The 19,657-nt window shown below is 62.9% G+C and carries 9 protein-coding genes, 1 tRNA gene and 2 rRNA genes (1 of these 12 running past the window's edge); 9 read left to right on the top strand and 3 right to left on the bottom strand.

The features are described 5' to 3' along the window. The 4 genes from FKV68_RS16545 to FKV68_RS16530 all read left to right on the top strand — a co-directional run. Positions 1-1,299, top strand: a 23S ribosomal RNA gene (locus tag FKV68_RS16545) (it extends 1,643 nt beyond the left edge of the window). 356 nt (positions 1,300-1,655) lie between these two features. Beyond that, positions 1,656-1,770: ribosomal RNA gene (gene rrf / locus FKV68_RS16540) — 5S ribosomal RNA — on the top strand. Positions 1,771-1,858: 88 nt separating this feature from the next. Beyond that, positions 1,859-1,935, top strand: a tRNA-Met gene (locus FKV68_RS16535). Between the two features lie 419 nt (positions 1,936-2,354). Beyond that, positions 2,355-9,188 carry a DUF4082 domain-containing protein gene (locus FKV68_RS16530; protein ID WP_180938899.1) on the top strand — a complete coding sequence of 2,278 codons (6,834 nt, stop codon included), beginning with the start codon at positions 2,355-2,357 and terminating at the stop codon, positions 9,186-9,188. A 669-nt stretch (positions 9,189-9,857) separates the two neighbouring features. Here FKV68_RS16530 and FKV68_RS16525 read toward each other — a convergent pair. Both FKV68_RS16525 and alr read right to left on the bottom strand, forming a co-directional pair. Then, positions 9,858-11,108, bottom strand: a complete 1,251-nt coding sequence (locus tag FKV68_RS16525; protein WP_180938898.1) for a D-amino acid dehydrogenase — start codon at positions 11,106-11,108, stop codon at positions 9,858-9,860. Between the two features lie 29 nt (positions 11,109-11,137). Then, positions 11,138-12,271 carry an alanine racemase gene (alr, locus tag FKV68_RS16520; protein WP_180938897.1) on the bottom strand — a complete coding sequence of 378 codons (1,134 nt, stop codon included), beginning with the start codon at positions 12,269-12,271 and terminating at the stop codon, positions 11,138-11,140. A gap of 125 nt (positions 12,272-12,396) precedes the next feature. Here alr and FKV68_RS16515 point away from each other — a divergent pair, with 125 nt between their 5' ends. Further along, positions 12,397-12,870 (top strand): Lrp/AsnC family transcriptional regulator, encoded by a 474-nt coding sequence (locus FKV68_RS16515; protein ID WP_180938896.1) that lies wholly within the window; start codon positions 12,397-12,399, stop codon positions 12,868-12,870. A 63-nt stretch (positions 12,871-12,933) separates the two neighbouring features. Here the strand turns inward: FKV68_RS16515 and FKV68_RS16510 are convergent, their stop codons facing one another. Continuing rightward, on the bottom strand, positions 12,934-13,809 hold the full coding sequence (locus FKV68_RS16510; protein ID WP_180938895.1) for a LysR substrate-binding domain-containing protein: 876 nt from the start codon (positions 13,807-13,809) through the stop codon (positions 12,934-12,936). A 112-nt stretch (positions 13,810-13,921) separates the two neighbouring features. Between FKV68_RS16510 and FKV68_RS16505 the strand changes: the two genes are divergently transcribed. The 4 genes from FKV68_RS16505 (at position 13,922) to phnY (ending at position 19,622) form a co-directional block, all read left to right on the top strand. Further along, positions 13,922-15,574, top strand: coding sequence for a Na/Pi cotransporter family protein (locus FKV68_RS16505; RefSeq protein ID WP_180938894.1), 1,653 nt, complete (start codon positions 13,922-13,924; stop codon positions 15,572-15,574). A gap of 102 nt (positions 15,575-15,676) precedes the next feature. Further along, complete coding sequence (locus FKV68_RS16500; protein ID WP_180938893.1) at positions 15,677-16,879, top strand: 2-aminoethylphosphonate--pyruvate transaminase; 1,203 nt, start codon at positions 15,677-15,679, stop codon at positions 16,877-16,879. Between the two features lie 15 nt (positions 16,880-16,894). Further along, positions 16,895-18,157: a phosphonoacetate hydrolase gene (gene phnA, locus FKV68_RS16495; protein ID WP_180938892.1), complete on the top strand. Its 1,263-nt coding sequence runs from the start codon at positions 16,895-16,897 to the stop codon at positions 18,155-18,157. A 10-nt stretch (positions 18,158-18,167) separates the two neighbouring features. Continuing rightward, a complete protein-coding gene (gene phnY / locus FKV68_RS16490) occupies positions 18,168-19,622 on the top strand; it encodes a phosphonoacetaldehyde dehydrogenase (protein WP_180938891.1) in 1,455 nt (484 codons plus the stop codon). Positions 19,623-19,657 lie beyond the last annotated feature (35 nt).

Here is a 19,657-nt window from a genome sequence, read left to right as displayed (position 1 = left end):
TGGACGCGGTCCCGGGAAATAGCTCCACCGTATAGACCGTACCCGAAACCGACACAGGTGGTCAGGTAGAGTATACCAAGGCGCTTGAGAGAACTGCGTTGAAGGAACTCGGCAAATTGCACGCGTAACTTCGGAAGAAGCGTGACCTCATTGTGGGCAACCATGATGGGGTGGCACAGACCAGGGGGTAGCGACTGTTTATCAAAAACACAGGGCTCTGCGAAGTCGCAAGACGACGTATAGGGTCTGACGCCTGCCCGGTGCTGGAAGGTTAAGAGGAGGGGTGCAAGCTCTGAATCGAAGCCCCAGTAAACGGCGGCCGTAACTATAACGGTCCTAAGGTAGCGAAATTCCTTGTCGGGTAAGTTCCGACCTGCACGAATGGCGTAACGACTTCCCCGCTGTCTCCAACGCAGACTCAGTGAAATTGAATTCCCCGTGAAGATGCGGGGTTCCTGCGGTCAGACGGAAAGACCCCGTGCACCTTTACTATAGCTTTACACTGGCATTCGTGTCGGCATGTGTAGGATAGGTGGTAGGCTTTGAAGCAGGGACGCCAGTTCCTGTGGAGCCATCCTTGAAATACCACCCTTATCGTCATGGATGTCTAACCGCGGTCCGTCATCCGGATCCGGGACAGTGTATGGTGGGTAGTTTGACTGGGGCGGTCGCCTCCGAAAGAGTAACGGAGGCGCGCGATGGTGGGCTCAGAGCGGTCGGAAATCGCTCGTCGAGTGCAATGGCATAAGCCCGCCTGACTGCGAGACTGACAAGTCGAGCAGAGACGAAAGTCGGTCATAGTGATCCGGTGGTCCCGCGTGGAAGGGCCATCGCTCAACGGATAAAAGGTACGCCGGGGATAACAGGCTGATGACCCCCAAGAGTCCATATCGACGGGGTTGTTTGGCACCTCGATGTCGGCTCATCGCATCCTGGGGCTGGAGCAGGTCCCAAGGGTTTGGCTGTTCGCCAATTAAAGCGGTACGTGAGCTGGGTTCAGAACGTCGTGAGACAGTTCGGTCCCTATCTGCCGTGGGTGTAGGAATATTGACAGGATCTGTCCCTAGTACGAGAGGACCGGGATGGACATATCTCTGGTGGACCTGTTGTCCTGCCAAGGGCATAGCAGGGTAGCTATATATGGAAGGGATAACCGCTGAAGGCATCTAAGCGGGAAACCCACCTGAAAACGAGTATTCCCTTGAGAACCGTGGAAGACGACCACGTTGATAGGCCGGGTGTGGAAGTGCGGCAACGCATGAAGCTTACCGGTACTAATCGTTCGATCGGCTTGATCGTTCCCATTGCTTATGCTCATCGAAGATGAGCATCATTCTTCTGTCCTCACGCGCCAAAGGCGCTGCGGACGGCGCGCCGGACGCCCGGCGGCTCGGCTCTGCCGGCTGCTGGAATTGTCCGGATAAGACGCAAAGACGTGTTCAAAACGAAGCAATCGCTTCACCAGCTTCTCGATTAAAGTTTGCCATGCCATGCATGTGAAACTTGCTCCAGGCCACACAGCCTCCCTAACCAGAGGGAGCCGTATGGCCAGCGCGGCTGCCCTTCGAGCGACCAGCGAGAAGGATAAGCTTAGCCGCGCCAGCAAAGAGCAAGATTGAGCCCGCATCGCAAGGCTCAAGCTTGCGCTTTGCCGACCTGGTGGTTCTGGCGGGGTGGCTGCACCCGTTCCCATTCCGAACACGGCCGTGAAACGCCCCAGCGCCGATGGTACTTCGTCTTAAGACGCGGGAGAGTAGGTCGCTGCCAGGTCTGCAAAACGCAAGCAAAACAATCAAAACGTCTTCTCGCACAAACGCCGACAAACGGCCAAAACAACACCGAACCAAAACGCAGATAACGCGGGGTGGAGCAGCCCGGTAGCTCGTCAGGCTCATAACCTGAAGGCCGCAGGTTCAAATCCTGCCCCCGCAACCAATGACACTTGCAAATTCTCTCACTCGGGATATTTGCTCAAAAGCTCCTCCGCGTAAGCGTCGAGGAGCTTTTGTTTTTGTGCTCGCAGACGAGCGCAGGAACCTCCTCTCCGGATACGCGTGTCGCATCAAAAGCGTGAACGTCGTCGCCTCCACCGCGGCCACAATGCTCGCGATCCTGGCTCTCTTGTCTGTCCTACCGCCAGTACCTTCGGGGGATGGCTCTTTCGCCTGCTTTTCCAAATAAAGCGGCTGAACTCGATCACCTTCTTACGGTAATTGATCGTTTGATCTCGATCGAAATAGCTACGGTATATTTATTGCAGTTTCAGCTATTCTTCCGTGTGGCACGTGCACGCAAAGGCGATCTTGTATTGGATCTTGACGCGCGGCTTTAACAGTTTCGCAAAGGGTCATCTCATGCGTGGTGATGATCGCTGGTGGGATCTCCGTTCAATTCTCTCAGATTCGTCGGTTCTCAGGTGGCTGGCCGTCGACGTCAAGGCGAGGTCGCGCAGCGCCACACGCGAGAGCGATGGGAATTCGCAGCTCGCTCCGGCTATGGCCATCGCGCTGCGGAATGAGCGCGGCGTCCTAGACGATACGGCACGGGACAATGGCCACCACCGCAGCCTACGCGGGGGTCTTATCTCCGAGGCCTGCGGGCAGGTCGATGTCGATTACGCGTCGCTGTCGCTGGTGGGCGCTGCTGCAACGGGGCGCGGTGCAGTGGCGCCGAGCACCGATTCATTCAGGGCAGCGTTGCTGCTGACGTCTGCCGGGGGCATCAACCATCCCCGCGACCGGTCTCCCCTGCAAAGTCACGTGCACACGGCGCCGGAGGCAAGAACGCCTTTCGTGGCTTCCGAGTCACCGACTTCAAACATTATGGTGATCCAGGCGACGACCCCTTCGGCCACTACAGACATTGTGGGATCTTCCGTGCCTGCAGGATTTTTGCCGGTTGCCGTGCCCGAAGCCACCCCCCTCAACGTCCTCCAGGCAGAGGGTCAAGTGCCGGGTACAAGGCTGAGCGTCGAAGCGGACTATGTGCCGAGCGGTCACGGCATCTTAGGCGCTTCGACCAGCGATCCGTTACTATTACGGAACGTGGTCCCATTGGCAGGTTGGAAGGAACGGTTGCACGGAAGCCGGGAGGCCGCCGGAACGATGACGGGGATCGGCTTATTGCCCGGCCCGGTCACCAGGGCGGCGGTTGCCCCCGGCACCTCGCAAAATATCGTCGCGGTCGCGGCAGCGACCAATCCGATCGTTCTCGAGAACCAGAAACCCGGCAATCCGGAGAGTGAGTGGGGCATCGACGGCGCCGGTAGCTCGAATATCGAGGGCTTCGCTACCGATATCAGCGTCAATCGCGGCCAGACCGTCAGCTTCAAGATCAATACGAATTCCAGCAACTACCGCATCGACATCTATCGCCTCGGCTATTACGGCGGCATGGGAGCTCGCAAGGTTGCCACTATTCAGCATACTGGCATCCAGAACCAGCCTACGCCATTGCGCGACAGCACAACCGGTTTGGTCGACGCCGGCAACTGGTCGGTTTCAGCGTCCTGGGCAATTCCGGCCGACGCAGCGTCGGGGATCTACTTCGCCAAGCTCGTGCGCCAGGACGGAACCGCTGGCCAGAACCACATCCCTTTCATTGTGCGCGACGACAGCAGCCACAGCGACATCCTCTTCCAAACCTCGGATGAGACCTGGCAGGCTTACAACCCTTGGGGCGGGGCCAACCTGTATCAGGGCAACGGGCCGGCGACCGATTCCGCCCCAGGGCGCGCATATGCGGTTAGCTACAATCGCCCGATCACCACGAGGGGCGGCGGCCTCGCGGCTGGGCCGCAGGATTATATCTTCGGTGTCGAGTACCCGGCCATCCGGTGGCTGGAGAAGAACGGCTATGACGTTTCCTATATGGCTGGAATGGACTCCGATCGCCTCGGCAGCCTGATCCAGAACCACAAGATGTTTCTGAGCGTCGGTCACGATGAGTATTGGTCGGGGCAACAGCGCGCCAACGTCGAGGCAGCGCGGGATGCTGGTGTGAACCTCTGCTTCTGGAGCGGCAACGAGGTCTACTGGGAGACGCGCTTCGCTCCCAGCATCAGTGCCGGCGCCCAAGCGTATCGCACCCTGGTATGCTACAAGGAGACAAGGGCCGGCCCCATTGATCCGGATAATCAATGGACCGGAACCTACCGGGATCCGCGATTCGTCTCGCCAACGGCGGTCGGGGGAGGGCGGCCGGAAAATGCCCTGACTGGCACCATGTTCCAGGTTGACTCGTACCGGAGCGATGCGATCACAATCCCGTATGATGACGCCAATCTGCGCTTCTGGCGCGATACCAGCGTGGCAAACCTGCAACCGGGCCAGACGGCCACCCTCGAGCGAAACTATCTCGGATATGAATGGGATGAGTCGCCCGACAATGGGTTCCGTCCCGCCGGACTCATCGAACTGTCGTCGACAACCTTGCCCGTGAACGAATATCTGCTCGATTACGGCACCGGCACCGGGGCGGCCACCGCGACCCACAATCTAACGCTTTACCGAGCGCCTAGCGGCGCCTTGGTGTTCGGCGCCGGCACGGTTTACTGGGCGTGGGGGCTCGATGAGAACCATGATCTGGAGGCCACCCCGGTCGACCCGCGGGTCAAGCAGGCGATGGTCAACCTGCTCGCCGATATGGGAATCCAGCCTGGCACGTTGGAAGCCGGACTGGTGCCGGCAACACAGTCGACGGACACCACAAGGCCGGTGTCATCCATCACCGCCCCGAATGATGGAACTGCCCTGAAGGTGGGCAACGCCGTCACGATCAGCGGAACGGCCTCCGACGTCGGTGGTGTTGTCGCTGCGGTTGAGGTCTCGGCCGATGGCGGCACGACCTGGCACCGGGCGGTGGGAGACGAGACCTGGTCATACAGCTGGGTCGCGCCGAGAGCGGGCACGTTCACCATCAAAACTCGGGCGGTGGACGACAGCCTCAATCTGGAGATCCCCGGTGCCGGCCGCACTGTGACCATCACCGGCAACAACTTCTTTCCCGTTTCGGCCATCCCGCCCATCGTGCCGGATGCCGATGCCAAGCCGATCGAAGTGGGAATGAAGTTCCAATCCTCAGTGGCCGGCACCGTGACGGGGGTGCGGTACTACAAGAGCGACTTGAACATCGGGCCACATACGGGGTCGCTCTGGTCGAGCACAGGAACCAGGCTGGCGACGGTCACCTTCACCAACGAGTCAGGGGTAGGCTGGCAGGCGGCGAGCTTTTCCAACCCGGTCGCAATCACCGCTGGCACGACATATGTGGTCTCGTATCACACCAACTACGGACACTATACGGCAACGGGGAACTATTTCGCGTCTCCCGTGTCAAATGGACCGCTAACCGCGCCGGCGAATGCCGGTGTCTACACCTACAATTCGGCCAGCGCCTTCCCCAGCAGCACCTTCAACGCCGAGAACTACTGGGTCGACGTCTTATTCAATCCGGCGTCGGCAAATTCGGCGCCGACGGCGGTTGCAGATACGGGCGACGCCACGGAGAAGGGCGGCGTCGCCAACGGATCAGGCGGGGCGCCGGCCAGCGGCAATGTGCTCACCAACGATACCGATCCGGATGCCGGCGACACCAAAACCGTCACTGCGGTCCGGTTCGGGACGACGACCGGCACGCTCGGCACGGCGCTCGCCGGCGCGCATGGCAGCTTGGTGCTCAATGCGTCGGGTCTCTACACCTACAGCGTCAACGAGAATGATGCCGCGGTGCAGGCCTTGCGGCAGTCGACCAACACGCTGACCGACGTCTTCAGCTACACGATGCGCGACGCAACCGGCGCCACCTCGACGGCCACGCTCACCGTGACCATCCACGGCGCCAATGACGCGCCGGTGCTCGCGGCCCAGACCGCCAATCAGAACGCCGTCGTCGACACCGCCTTCTCGCTGGTGCTGCCGACCGGCACCTTCACCGATGTCGACAACGGCGACACGCTCGCCTACACGGCCACGGCCGCCGGCGGCTCGCCGCTTCCCGGCTGGCTGAGCTTCAACGCTTCGACACGGACGTTCAGCGGCACGCCGACGGCGGCCGATGTCGGCACGTTGGCGATCCGGGTCACGGCCGCCGATCTCGGCAGCCTTGCCACCAGCGAAACCTTCAACATCACCGTGACGCCGACGCCGAACACGGCGCCGACGGCGGTCGCCGACAGCGGCGACGCCACCGAGAAGGGCGGCGTCCTCAACGACACGGGCGGGGCGCCGGCCAGCGGCAATGTGCTCACCAATGATACCGATCCGGATGCCGGCGACACCAAAACCGTCACTGCGGTCCGGTTCGGGACGACGACCGGCACGCTCGGCACGGCGCTTGCCGGCGCGCATGGCAGCCTGGTGCTCAATGCGTCGGGCGCCTTCACCTACAGCGTCAACGAGAATGATGCCGCGGTGCAGGCCTTGCGGCAGTCGACCAACACGCTGACCGACGTCTTCAGCTACACGATGCGCGATGCAGCCGGCGCCACCTCGACGGCCACGCTCACCGTCACCATCCACGGCGCCAATGACGCGCCGGTGCTCGCGGCCCAGACCGCCAATCAGAACGCCACCGTCGGCTCGGCCTTCTCGCTGGTGCTGCCGACCGGCACCTTCACCGATGTCGACGACGGCGACACGCTCACCTATACGGCGACCGCCGCCGACGGCTCGCCGCTTCCCGGCTGGCTGAGCTTCAACGCTTCGACACGGACGTTCAGCGGCACGCCGACGGCGGCCGATGTCGGCACGCTGGCGATCCGGGTCACGGCCGCCGATCTCGGCAGCCTCGCTGCCAGCGAGACCTTCAACATCGCCATATCGACAGCTCCCACGACCTACAGCCTGTTCAGCGCATCCGCCACGCCGGCCCAGGCAAGCCTCAACGACGGCCGGCAGCTCGAGGTCGGCGTCAAGTTCCAGGCGAACGTTGCCGGCCAGATCACGGCGCTGAAATTCTACCGCAGCGCCAGCGACACCGGGCAGAACGTGCTCGACCTGTGGACCGCGACCGGCACCAAACTCGCCAGCGCCACATTCACCAACACGGCGGCCAGCGGCTGGCAGACAGTTGCCCTGTCGACACCCGTCTCGATCAGCGCCAACACCAACTATGTCGCGTCCTACCACACGACCGGCTTCTACGTGGCGACAACCAACTACTTCACAAGCGCCGTCACGAGCGGCCCGCTGACGGCGCCGGCCAGTGGCAATGGCGTCTTCCGCTATGGTGGCAGCAGCACCAACGGCGTCTTCCCGAATAGGACTTCCAGCGCCACCAACTATTGGGCCGATGTGGTCTTCAGGCCGGCGACGCCGAACACCACGCCGACGGCGGTTGCAGATACGGGCGACGCGACCGAGAGGGGCGGCGTCGCCAACGGATCAGGCGGGGCGCCGGCCAGCGGCAATGTGCTCACCAATGATACCGATCCGGATGCCGGCGACACCAAAACCGTCACTGCGGTCCGGTTCGGGACGACGACCGGCACGCTCGGCACGGCGCTCGCCGGCGCGCATGGCAGCTTGGTGCTCAATGCGTCGGGTCTCTACACCTACAGCGTCAACGAGAATGATGCCGCGGTGCAGGCCTTGCGGCAGTCGACCAACACGCTGACCGACGTCTTCAGCTACACGATGCGCGACGCAACCGGCGCCACCTCGACGGCCACGCTCACCGTGACCATCCACGGCGCCGATGACGCGCCGGTGCTCGCGGCCCAGACCGCCAATCAGAACGCCGTCGTCGACACCGCCTTCTCGCTGGTGCTGCCGACCGGCACCTTCACCGATGTCGACAACGGCGACACGCTCGCCTACACGGCCACGGCCGCCGACGGCTCGCCGCTTCCCGGCTGGCTGAGCTTCAACGCTTCGACACGGACGTTCAGCGGCACGCCGACGGCGGCCGATGTCGGCACGTTGGCGATCCGGGTCACGGCCGCCGATCTCGGCAGCCTTGCCACCAGCGAAACCTTCAACATCACCGTGACGCCGACGCCGAACACGGCGCCGACGGCGGTCGCCGACAGCGGCGACGCCACCGAGAAGGGCGGCGTCCTCAACGACACGGGCGGGGCGCCGGCCAGCGGCAATGTGCTCACCAATGATACCGATCCGGATGCCGGCGACACCAAAACCGTCACTGCGGTCCGGTTCGGGACGACGACCGGCACGCTCGGCACGGCGCTTGCCGGCGCGCATGGCAGCCTGGTGCTCAATGCGTCGGGCGCCTTCACCTACAGCGTCAACGAGAATGATGCCGCGGTGCAGGCCTTGCGGCAGTCGACCAACACGCTGACCGACGTCTTCAGCTACACGATGCGCGATGCAGCCGGCGCCACCTCGACGGCCACGCTCACCGTCACCATCCACGGCGCCAATGACGCGCCGGTGCTCGCGGCCCAGACCGCCAATCAGAACGCCACCGTCGGCTCGGCCTTCTCGCTGGTGCTGCCGACCGGCACCTTCACCGATGTCGACGACGGCGACACGCTCACCTATACGGCGACCGCCGCCGACGGCTCGCCGCTTCCCGGCTGGCTGAGCTTCAACGCTTCGACACGGACGTTCAGCGGCACGCCGACGGCGGCCGATGTCGGCACGCTGGCGATCCGGGTCACGGCCGCCGATCTCGGCAGCCTCGCTGCCAGCGAGACCTTCAACATCGCCATATCGACAGCTCCCACGACCTACAGCCTGTTCAGCGCATCCGCCACGCCGGCCCAGGCAAGCCTCAACGACGGCCAGCAGCTCGAGGTCGGCGTCAAGTTTCAGGCGAACGTTGCCGGCCAGATCACGGCGCTGAAATTCTACCGCAGTTCCAGCGACACCGGGCAGAACGTGCTCGACCTGTGGACCGCGACCGGCACCAAACTCGCCAGCGCCACATTCACCAACACGGCGGCCAGCGGCTGGCAGACAGTTGCGCTGTCGACACCCGTCTCGATCAGCGCCAACACCACCTATATCGCGTCCTACCACACGACCGGCTTCTATGTGGCGACGGACAACTTCTTCACCGGCGCGGTCACGAATGGTCCGCTGACTGCCCCATCAAGCGGCGCCGCCGGCGGCAACGGCGTTTACGCATACGGTGGAAATGCCACTGCGGGCCTGTTCCCGACCGACACTTTCGCTTCCGCCAACTACTGGGCCGATGTGGTCTTCCGGCCGCAACTCGCCGTCTGAGGCATCGGGTTGAATAGTGCGAAGCGGCTTCCGCGGCCGGACGGCTGCGGAGGACGATTTCAGATTCGACCGAATGCGCAAGGGGCGGCGCTAACCGATATTGTTCCACGTCCGATGCTATTAGGCAGATCCGACTGCCAACGTTGCTGTTGGCGCAAAAGCGGAAACTGTTGCCGCACAGCCAGCTCGCGGCTTTATATTTTTTCAGGTCTCTGTGTGATCAGGCCCCCGCAACCAGATCACAAAAGCCCCCGACGTCGAAAGACACCGGGGCTTTTTTTGCTTCAGCACGCCGACGACAGACCCGTGCGTCCTTCAGGACGCACAAAGGACGCTGTAAGTCTTTGAATCCACGCATCGTGCTTTCCGAAAACCGATTCCGATTTTCGGGCCGATGCGCTAAGCCCTCGGCGCACCCACAGCACCTCGCCTTGCCCAGCCGCATACCCCCATCCTGCGCGGCGAAGATTGATGCCAGTCGGGCCATAAAGGGGGGAGTTCTGCGCGTCGGTGACCAGGGGCAGGCGCAACGACGACCTTCTGCACGAGGGAACGGTTAACGTGCCCGTAACCCCGAAGCGTTCCGTCGTCGTTCTCGGTCCCCTCAAGGCGGTTGTCATGGCATCCCAGCACCGACGGGACTCTCCGTTAAAGTCTGGTTGTGAGTGTTCAGGCATACCGTGCGACGGCGAAATCGGCGGCATCGATTTCTGGCTTGCGGCCGGAAACAAGATCGGCGATGACTCGGGCCGAGCCCGAACTCATCGTCCAGCCGAGGGTCCCGTGGCCGGTATTGAGAAACAGGCCAGCAATCTTCGTGGGTCCGATGACCGGCGTGCCGTCCGGCGTCATCGGCCTCAGTCCGGACCAGAACGAGGCTTTGCCGGCGTCGCCGCCCGGGAAGAGGTCGGTGACGGAATGTTCCAGCGTGCGGCGGCGGGCCTCGCCGAGATCGTTGGTGTAGCCAGAAATTTCCGCCATTCCACCAACTCGGATGCGGTCGCCGAGCCGCGTGATCGCAATCTTGTAGGTCTCGTCCATCACCGTCGATTCCGGCGCACGTGAGGCGTTGGTGATCGGGATGGTGAGCGAATAGCCTTTGACCGGATAGACCGGCAGGCGGATGCCGAAGGGCCGCACCAGCAGCGGCGAATAGCTGCCGAGCGCGACGACGACCGCATCGGCGGCGAGTCTTTCCTTGACGGTGACGACGCCGCGTACCTGGCCGGCCTCGACATCCAGCCGCTTGATTTCCGTGCCGTAGGCGAAGCGCACGCCGAGCTCTTCCGCTTTCTTTGCGAGCGCATTGGTGAACTTGAAGCAGTCGCCGGTCTCGTCCTTCGGTGTCAGCAGGCCGCCGACGATCTTGTCTCGGACATGCTTTAGAGCCGGCTCTACGCGGATGCAGCCGTCGCGGTCGAGCACCTCATAAGGAATGCCATCGGCGGCGAGCGCTTTGATATCCTTGGCCGAGGCGTCGAGCTGCTGCTGCGTGCGGAACAATTGCAGCGTGCCCTGCATACGCTCGTCATAGGCGATGCCTGTCTCGGCGCGCAGCGCCGCAAGCGAAACGCGGCTGTAGTCGGCAAGCCGCAACATGCGGCTCTTGTTGATCGCGTAATGCTTCGAGGTGCAATTGGCGAGCATTCGCGCCAGCCAGCACAGCATGGCGGCATCGATCTTGGGGCGCAGGATCAGCGGCGCGTGCTCCATGAACAGCCACTTCATCGCCTTCATCGGAATACCGGGTGCCGCCCAGGGCGAGCAATAGCCGAACGAAACTTCGCCGGCATTGGCGAAGCTCGTTTCGAGCGCCGGGCCCTGTTGGCGGTCGATGACGGTCACCTCGTGTCCAGCCTTGGCAAGCTGGTAGGCAGACGTGACGCCGACGATGCCGGCGCCGAGAACGATAACTTTCATGGTGTCCTCACTGGGGAAGAAGAAGGGGATCAGCAGTACCGTCGCTCGTAGCGATGGCCGAGGCTCGTCAGGATTTCATAGGAAATGGTGCCAGCGTCGCGGGCGAGTCCTTCGAGTGTCTGGTGGGGCCCGAGGACTTCCACGAGGCTGCCGAGGCGCAGACGGCCTTCCGGTAAGGTGGACACGTCGATGGTGATGCTGTCCATCGACACGCGCCCGACGATGGGCAGCCGGATGCCGTCGCAGTAAACCGCGCCGCGGTCACTCAGGCTGCGAGGCAGGCCGTCCGCATAGCCGGCGGCGATGGTGGCAAGGCGCGTTTCGCACACCGTGGCATGGGTACCGCTGTAGCCGATGCGTGTGCCGGCCGGCACGGTGCGCGTTTGGACCACCGCGACCTCCAGGCGCACGACCGGTTCCATCGGGTTCGGCATGCCGGTGGTTGGTGCGCCCCCATAGAGCGCGATGCCCGGGCGGGCGAGTACGCCATGATAGGCCTTGTCGAGGAAGATGCCGCCCGAATTGGCAAAGCAGACGTCGAACTGCGGAAACTCGGCCGCGACGAGGTTCATCTCGGCGAGTTGATCGCCGTTCTGCTCGCTCGTGGTATCGTCGGCGGATGCAAGGTGGCTCATGACGAACAGAACCTCGATCCCGCGGTCCGCTTTCACCAGGCCGGCAAGGGCCGCCCTGTGTTCCGGCGGCACGCCGAGGCGCGACATGCCGGTATCAAATTGCAGCGCGGCGCGGAGGCGGCGTCCGAGTGCCCGCGCGGCCTGAGACCACTGCTGCCACTGTTCCAGCGAATTGATGATCGGAACGATACCGTCCCGGGCGCAGGCCTTCTCGTCACCGGGTTGGAGGCCGTTCAATACGAAGAGCGTGGCGTCGGCGGGAAGACGCGGACGCAGGCGGAGAGCCTCGACGAACTGAGCCACGAAGAAATGGCGGCAGCCGCGCGCATAGAGTTTTGCTGTGACCTGGTCGGCGCCGAGGCCATAGGCGTCGGCCTTGACGACGGCCGCGGCGCGCGTGGGCGCAACCTCCGCCGCTAGCCTTTCATAGTTGCGGGCAAGAGCGTTGAGATCGATTGTCAGGTAGCCAGACGCACCGCCCGTGCTGGCGCTCCTGCCCGGCATGTTTTCCTGTAGCGTGCTGTCCATTCCCGGTCCCCCATCTAGATGGGAGCCTAGTGAAATGATCGTGAAATTGCCGAGGAAATAGCGATTGAGCGTTGTGCAGATTTATGATTTTTGAAAGGAATGACGAATAGTTGGAATAATCTGCAATGACGGCACTGGACGCGATCGACCGCAACATCCTTCGGCTCCTGCGGCTCGACGCGCGTATGAGCAATGCCAGGCTCGCGGCTGAGGTCGGGCTCTCGCCGTCTGCCTGTCTCAGGCGGATCAAGCTGCTGGAGCAGGGCGGCGTTATCCGTGGCTATACGGCGCTGGTGGATACGTCGACCGTCGAGGCGACGATTGCCGTCATCATCAACATCACGCTGGAGCGGCAGACGGAAGACTATCTCGACCGTTTCGAGGCGGCGGTCCGCCGACATCCGGAAATCCGCGAGTGTTTTCTAATGACGGGTGGTTCGGATTATCTTCTGCGGGTCGAGGTCGCCAATGCGGGCGAGTTCGAGCGCATCCACAAGGAAATCCTCTCGGCCCTACCGGGCGTCCTGCGCATCCATTCAAGCTTTTCGATCCGCAATGTGCTGGCGACGCGGCCCAAGGGGCGGACTAACCGCACATGAAGACTGCGTTCGACGCGGCCGATAGCGGCTCGCGTCGGCTTGATGTCGGCCTGAACACCGCGCTCATGTCGCTATTGGCGCAAGCCCACGCGCGATATTGAAAAACGCGCTCACGAGCTTGCCGTTGCTGCGCTCGCGCAGGCAGATCAGAGCCTCGTCCATGAGCATTTCCGGTGCGTCTATCTGAATGGGAACCAGACGACTGTCTTGCCCAAACTCGGCTGAGGAAACGAAGCCGACGCCGCCGCCCGCCGCGACGATCTCGCGCACCGCCTCGCGGCCTTCAGCTTCAATCAGCGGCGTCAGCGGTATGCCGTATTGTTTGGCCATCGCCTCCAGCTTCTGGCGGGTCTTGGAGCCTTGTTCGCGCATGACGAGCGGGTGCTTGACGAGATCTGCGAAGGTGACGGTCTTTTGACCGGCGAGGGGAAAGTCGCGGCTCGCGAACGCGATGATCGGTGTGGAGTTGAGTTTCAGGATCTCGAAATCGCTGGATTGCGGGATTTCGCCGAGAACGCCGATATCCGCCTCGTAGGCGTGCAGGCTGGTGATGACCGTCTCGGTATTGCCCGAGTCGATCGAGACCTGTACCGACGGGTAGGCGCGGCGGAAGGCGGCGAGTATGTGCAGAAGGTGGTGGGCGGCGTCGGCGACGATCCGCAGCTTGCCCGCGCGAAGCGCCCGGGACTCCGAAAGCAGGTCCAGCGCCTGCTGCTCGACGTCGAACATGCGGCGGGTGACTTCCAGCAGCTGCTGGCCCGCCTGGGTCAGCGTCACCTGCTTTTTGTTTCGGTTGAAGAGCAGGACGTCGTATTCCTCCTCAAGCTTGCGGACCTGGTCCGAGACGGCAGGCTGCGTGAGGAAGAGCGCTTCCGCCGCGCGCGAGAAGCCACCATGGATAGCCACGTTATGGAAGGCGCGAAGCTGGACGTAACGCATGCGAACGATCCTAGATAGATTTCGTCTATAGTTTCATTAAAACGAACGATTTGATTTATGTAAAGCGGCAAGGGATAGTTTCCGGATTCCATCCTCTTTCCGGAGCGCGCCCATGAACCTCCCGGCCGTCGCCCTCGAACTTGCCGCCGCCACCGTCCTGTTGCTCTATGCCGTCAGTCTCGTGAAAAAAGGCGTCGAAACGGCGTCGGGTGACATCGTCGCGCGAACCGTCGGCGGCTCCGGCGGACGGCCACGCGCGGCCGTCTACGGTTGTGTGGTGGCGATCGCGTTGCAGAGTTCGACGGCCGTCGCGATGCTTGCGGCCGGCTTCGCCATCAGCGGTGCGCTCGGGCTCGATATCGGACTGGCGGTGCTTCTCGGGGCCGATCTTGGCTCGGCGCTGGTCGTCAAGATCCTGTCCTTCGACCTGCATTGGCTGGCGCCGCTGTTCGTCGCAGCCGGCGGTCTCATGCATTTGAAAGCGTCGATGCGCAAGATCACCGAAGCCGGGCGCGCCGTGCTCGGTATCGGACTGCTGCTGCTGTCGCTCCAGATGATCGGTCATGCGACGCAGCCGCTGACACAAAGCCCGCTTCTGCCCTCCGCCATCGCCTTCCTGGGGACGGATGCCCTGACGGTGATGGTCCTCGCGGCGGTCTTCACCTGGGCGCTGCATTCCAGCGTGGCGGCGATCCTGCTGATCCTGACCTTTGCGGCAAAGGGGCTCGTGCCGCTGGAGGTTGGCATTCCCCTGGTTCTCGGCGTCAATCTCGGCGGGGGACTGATCGCTCTCTGGCTGACCCGCGGGCTTCCGGTTGAAGGTCGGCGCCTGCCGCTCGGTAATCTTCTCTTTCGCGCGTTGTTCAGTGCGGCGGTCTTCGCTCTGTTTTCGCTGCACGCCCGCTTCGTCTGGCTTCCGGGCGATACGGTCGCCGGCAAACTCGTCAACTTGCATGTGCTCTTCAATGCCGCGCTGGTTCTCATCGGGCTCGTCTCGTGCGGTCTGATGGCGCGTCTCGTCAGGCTCCTCACACCCGAGGCGCCGGCAGAGGGTGACCTTGCGGCCCATGCCAGCGCGCTCGACCATTCGCTGATCGACAAGCCGGCGCAGGCGCTTGCAGCCGCGGCGCGCGAGGTGTTGCACATGGGCAATCTCATTGCCCGAATGCTGGATCCGGTGATGGCAGTCATTCAGTCACCGACGCTGGAGACAGTGAAGGCGCTACGCAGTATCGACGGGGACATCCACCGGGCGCATCGCGAGATCAAGCTCTATATCGCGGCCGTCAATCGCGGTGTTCTGACAGAGGAACAATCGCGGCGGGGCATCGAGCTTACAGAGGCGGCAATCCATCTCGAATATGCCGGCGACGTCGTCGCGAAAAACCTCCTGCAGATGGCCGAGGAGCGGCTGGATGGCGCCGGCGCCTTCTCGCAGGAGGGGTGGCGTGAGCTCACCTTGCTGCACGCTGCCGTGTTTTCCAATGTCAGGCTCGCGGCCAATCTTCTCGTCTCGCCTGACCCTGTGATCGCCCGCGAGATGGTCCGGCAGAAAGAGCATGTGCGCCGTCTCGTCGAGGAGAGCAGCAAGAGCCACCTGGAGCGGCTTCGGCAGGGTATCGCGGCGAGCATCCAGTCGAGCGACATGCATCTGGAGATCGTCCGGGCGCTGAAGGAGGTCAATTCGCTGGTCACGACCATGGCCTATCCGCGACTGCGCGAGACCGGAGACCTGCTGGAAAGCCGACTGGTGCCGGCAGCCTAGATGCATAAATTATCCCTATAGATTGATACAAAAGAACGATTTTACAGATATGTGTTTCCGCCGCATTGTCTTTCTCGAACATGCCAAACGCGAGGACGGACCATGCCAAACATCGCTTCTGATAGAACCATCGCGCCACTGGAATCGCCGAGACTCGGCGAGCCCTATCTGCTGACGCCCGGCCCGTTGACAACGGCCTATGAAGTCAAGGAAGTCATGCTGAAGGACTGGGGTTCGTGGGATGGCGACTTCCGGGCAATGACCGCGCAGCTGCGTCGTGAGCTCCTTGAGATCGCCGGTGACACGAAGGGCGAGTTCGATTGCGTGCCGATGCAGGGCAGCGGCTCGTTCTCGGTCGAGGCGATGCTTGGCAGCTTCGTCCCGCGGGACGGCAAGGTGCTGGTGCTGATGAACGGTGCCTATGGCAAGCGCATTGCCCAGACGCTCTCCTATCTTGGCCGCGACCGCGTGACGATCGACAAGGGCGACTACATGCCGCCCCGGGGTCCCGAAGTCGCCGCCGCACTCGATGCCGATCCGGCGATCACCCATGTGGTCGTCGTCCACTGCGAGACCAGCTCCGGCATACTCAATCCGCTGAAGGAAATCTCTGACACCGTCTACGCCCGCGGTCGCAAGCTGCTCGTCGACTCGATGAGCGCCTTCGGCGCCGTGCCGGCCGGCATCGCCGATTTCCGCTACGAGGCGATCGTCTCCTCCGCCAACAAGTGCATCGAGGGCGTGCCGGGCTTCGGCTTCGTCATCGCACGCAAGAGCGAACTGGAGGCGGCCAAGGGTCGTAGCCACTCGCTGAGCCTCGATGTGCATGCCCAGTGGGAATACATGAGCAAGACGGGCCAGTGGCGCTTCACGCCACCGACCCACGTGGTTGCCGCGTTCCTCCAGGCGCTCCGTATCCATCGTGAAGAAGGCGGCGTTGCCGGTCGTGGCGCGCGTTATGCCCACAATCGCGATGTCATGGTGGCCGGCATGCGCGAGGCGGGTTTCGAGACGCTGCTTTCCGATCAGTGGCTGTCGCCGATCATAGTCACCTTCTTCAGCCCCGCCCATCCGGCCTTCGCCTTCGATCGCTTCTACGATCTGATGAAGGAAAAAGGCTTCATCATCTATCCCGGCAAGCTGACCGTGGTCGACAGCTTCCGTGTCGGCTGCATCGGCCGCATGGACGAACATGTCATGCGCCGTGTGGTGGAAGCCGCTCGAAGCTCGCTCGCCGAAATGGGCGTCGATAGCGCCGCCCCGCCAGCCGTCGCCCTTGAAGAACGCAGCCGCCTCGCCGCCTGAACGAAGGAATTTCCCATGAATCAGATGTCCAAGATCACCGTCACCGCCAACCGGCGCACCTATCCCTGGCCGAACGTCCCGGCAATCGCCATCTGCCTCGACGGCTGCGAGCCGGCCTATCTCGACGAGGCAATCAAGGCCGGCCTGATGCCGACACTTGCCCGCATCCGCATGACGGGCACGGAACGCACTGCGTTGAGCGTCATCCCGAGCTTCACCAACCCCAACAATCTCTCCATCGCCACCGGCCGTCCGCCGGCGATTCACGGCATCTGCGGCAACTATCTCTACGAACCGCAGACCGGCAAGGAAGTGATGATGAATGATCCGCGCTTCCTGCGCGCGCCGACCGTCTTCAAGCAGTTCTACGATGCCGGCGCGAAGATTGCCGTGGTCACGGCGAAGGACAAGCTGCGTGCGCTGCTCGGCCACGGCCTCAAGTTCGACGAGGGCAGGGCGATCTGCTTCTCGTCGGAGAAAGCCGACAAGTCGACCAAGGCCGAAAACGGCCTCGACAATGCCTCGGCCTGGCTCGGCCGTCCGGTGCCGGAGGTCTATTCGGCGGACCTTTCGGAATTCGTCTTCGCCGCGGGCGTCAAGTTGCTCAAGGAATTCCGCCCGGACGTCATGTACCTGACGACGACCGACTATGTGCAGCACAAATACGCGCCCGGCGTGCCCGAGGCGAACTCCTTCTATGAGATGTTCGACAGGTACCTGACCGAGCTCGACGCCCTCGGCGCGGCGATCATCGTCACCGCCGACCACGGCATGAAGCCCAAGCACAAGGCGGACGGTACGCCGGATGTCATCTATGTGCAGGACCTGCTGGACGAATGGCTCGGCAAGGATGCGGCCCGTGTCATCCTGCCGATCACCGATCCCTATGTGGTGCATCACGGGGCGCTCGGTTCCTTTGCTACGGCTTACCTGCCCGAAGGGACTGACAAGGAGGAGATCATCGAGCGGCTGAAGGGGATCGATGGCATTGACGTCGTGCTCTCCCGCCCGGAGGCCTGCGTGCGCTTCGAGCTGCCGGACGACCGCATCGGCGACGTCGTGCTGGTCTCGTCCGAAAACAAGACGCTCGGTACCAGCGAGCACCGGCACGATCTTGCTGCGCTGAACGAGCCGCTGCGCTCGCATGGCGGCCTCACGGAGCAGGAAGTGCCCTTCGTCGCCAACCGCAAGCTGCCCGAACTTCTGACGGCCGGCACGCTGCGCAACTTCGACGCCTTCTATTACGCGCTCGTCGCAGCCGCCCAGCCGGCGCAATAGGGAGGGAACGATGACTAAAGTGGAAACGGCATTTGCCATTCGCCACGAGCCCATGCGGATCGCCGGCAAGGCGGTCGATACCGAAGGGCGTATCGAGGTGCACTACCCCTGGAACGACGCCGTCATCGGCACCGTTCCGGCCGGCAACGCGGAGCATGCCCGCAAGGCCTTCGAAATCGCGGCGGCTTATCAGCCGAAGCTGACGCGCTACGAGCGCCAGCGCATCCTGCTCAGGGCGGCGGACATGCTCGTCGCCCGCAAGGAGGAGATTTCCGACCTCATCACGCTGGAGCTCGGCATCTCCAAGCAGGACTCGCTCTACGAAGTCGGCCGCGCCTTCGATGTGCTCACGCTCTCCGGTCAGATGTGCATCCGTGACGACGGCGAGATCTTCTCCTGTGATCTCACCCCGCACGGCAAGTCGCGCAAGATATTTACGACCCGCGAACCGCTGACCGCCATTTCGGCGATCACACCCTTCAATCATCCGCTCAACATGGTGGCGCACAAGGTGGCGCCGGCGGTCGCAACGAACAATTGCGTCGTGCTGAAGCCGACGGAGCTGACGCCGATGACGGCGCTCGTCTTCGCCGACATACTCTACGAGGCGGGCCTCCCGCCGGAAATGCTTTCGGTCGTCACCGGCTGGCCGGGCGATGTCGGGATGGAGATGATGACCAACCCGAACTTCGACCTCATCACCTTTACCGGCAGCGTGCCGGTCGGCAAGCTGATCGCGGCGAACGCCCACTACAAGCGTCAGGTGCTGGAACTCGGCGGCAACGATCCGCTGATCATCCTCAACGACCTGTCGGACGCCGATCTCGCCAAGGCGGCGGACCTTGCTGTTGCCGGCGCCACGAAGAATTCCGGCCAGCGCTGCACGGCAGTGAAACGCATCCTCTGCCAGGAGAGCGTCGCCGATCGCTTCGTCCCTCTGGTGCTGGAGCGGGCGAAGAAGCTCAAGTTCGGCGATCCGATGGACCGGGCGACGGAACTCGGCACGGTCGTGCATGCCCGGGCGGCGGAGGTGTTCGAGCGACGGGTGCACAAGGCGGCGGAAGAGGGGGCGGAGATACTCTACGACCCCGGCCGCAAGGGCGCCCTGCTGCCGCCGATCGTCGTCGACCGGGTGCCGCACTCGAGCGAACTGGTCATGGAGGAGACCTTCGCGCCGATTATCCCGATCGTGCGCGCGCCGGACGACGATGACGCGCTTATCGCGCTGTCGAACTCGACGGCATTCGGCCTTTCCTCCGGGGTCTGCACCAACGACTTCCGGCGCATGCAGAAATACATTGCCGGGCTGAGGGTCGGCACTGTCAATATCTGGGAGGTGCCGGGCTACCGCATCGAGATGAGCCCCTTCGGCGGCATCAAGGACTCCGGCAATGGCTACAAGGAAGGCGTCATCGAGGCGATGAAGAGCTTTACCAACGTCAAGACATTCTCTCTGCCATGGTGATGTGAGCGTTTCCCCCGCTGTTTCACCTCTCTGGG

This window comes from Sinorhizobium mexicanum (genome assembly GCF_013488225.1).
Classification (GTDB): Bacteria; Pseudomonadota; Alphaproteobacteria; order Rhizobiales; family Rhizobiaceae; genus Sinorhizobium; species Sinorhizobium mexicanum.
This window is presented reverse-complemented; position numbering and strand designations above follow the sequence as displayed.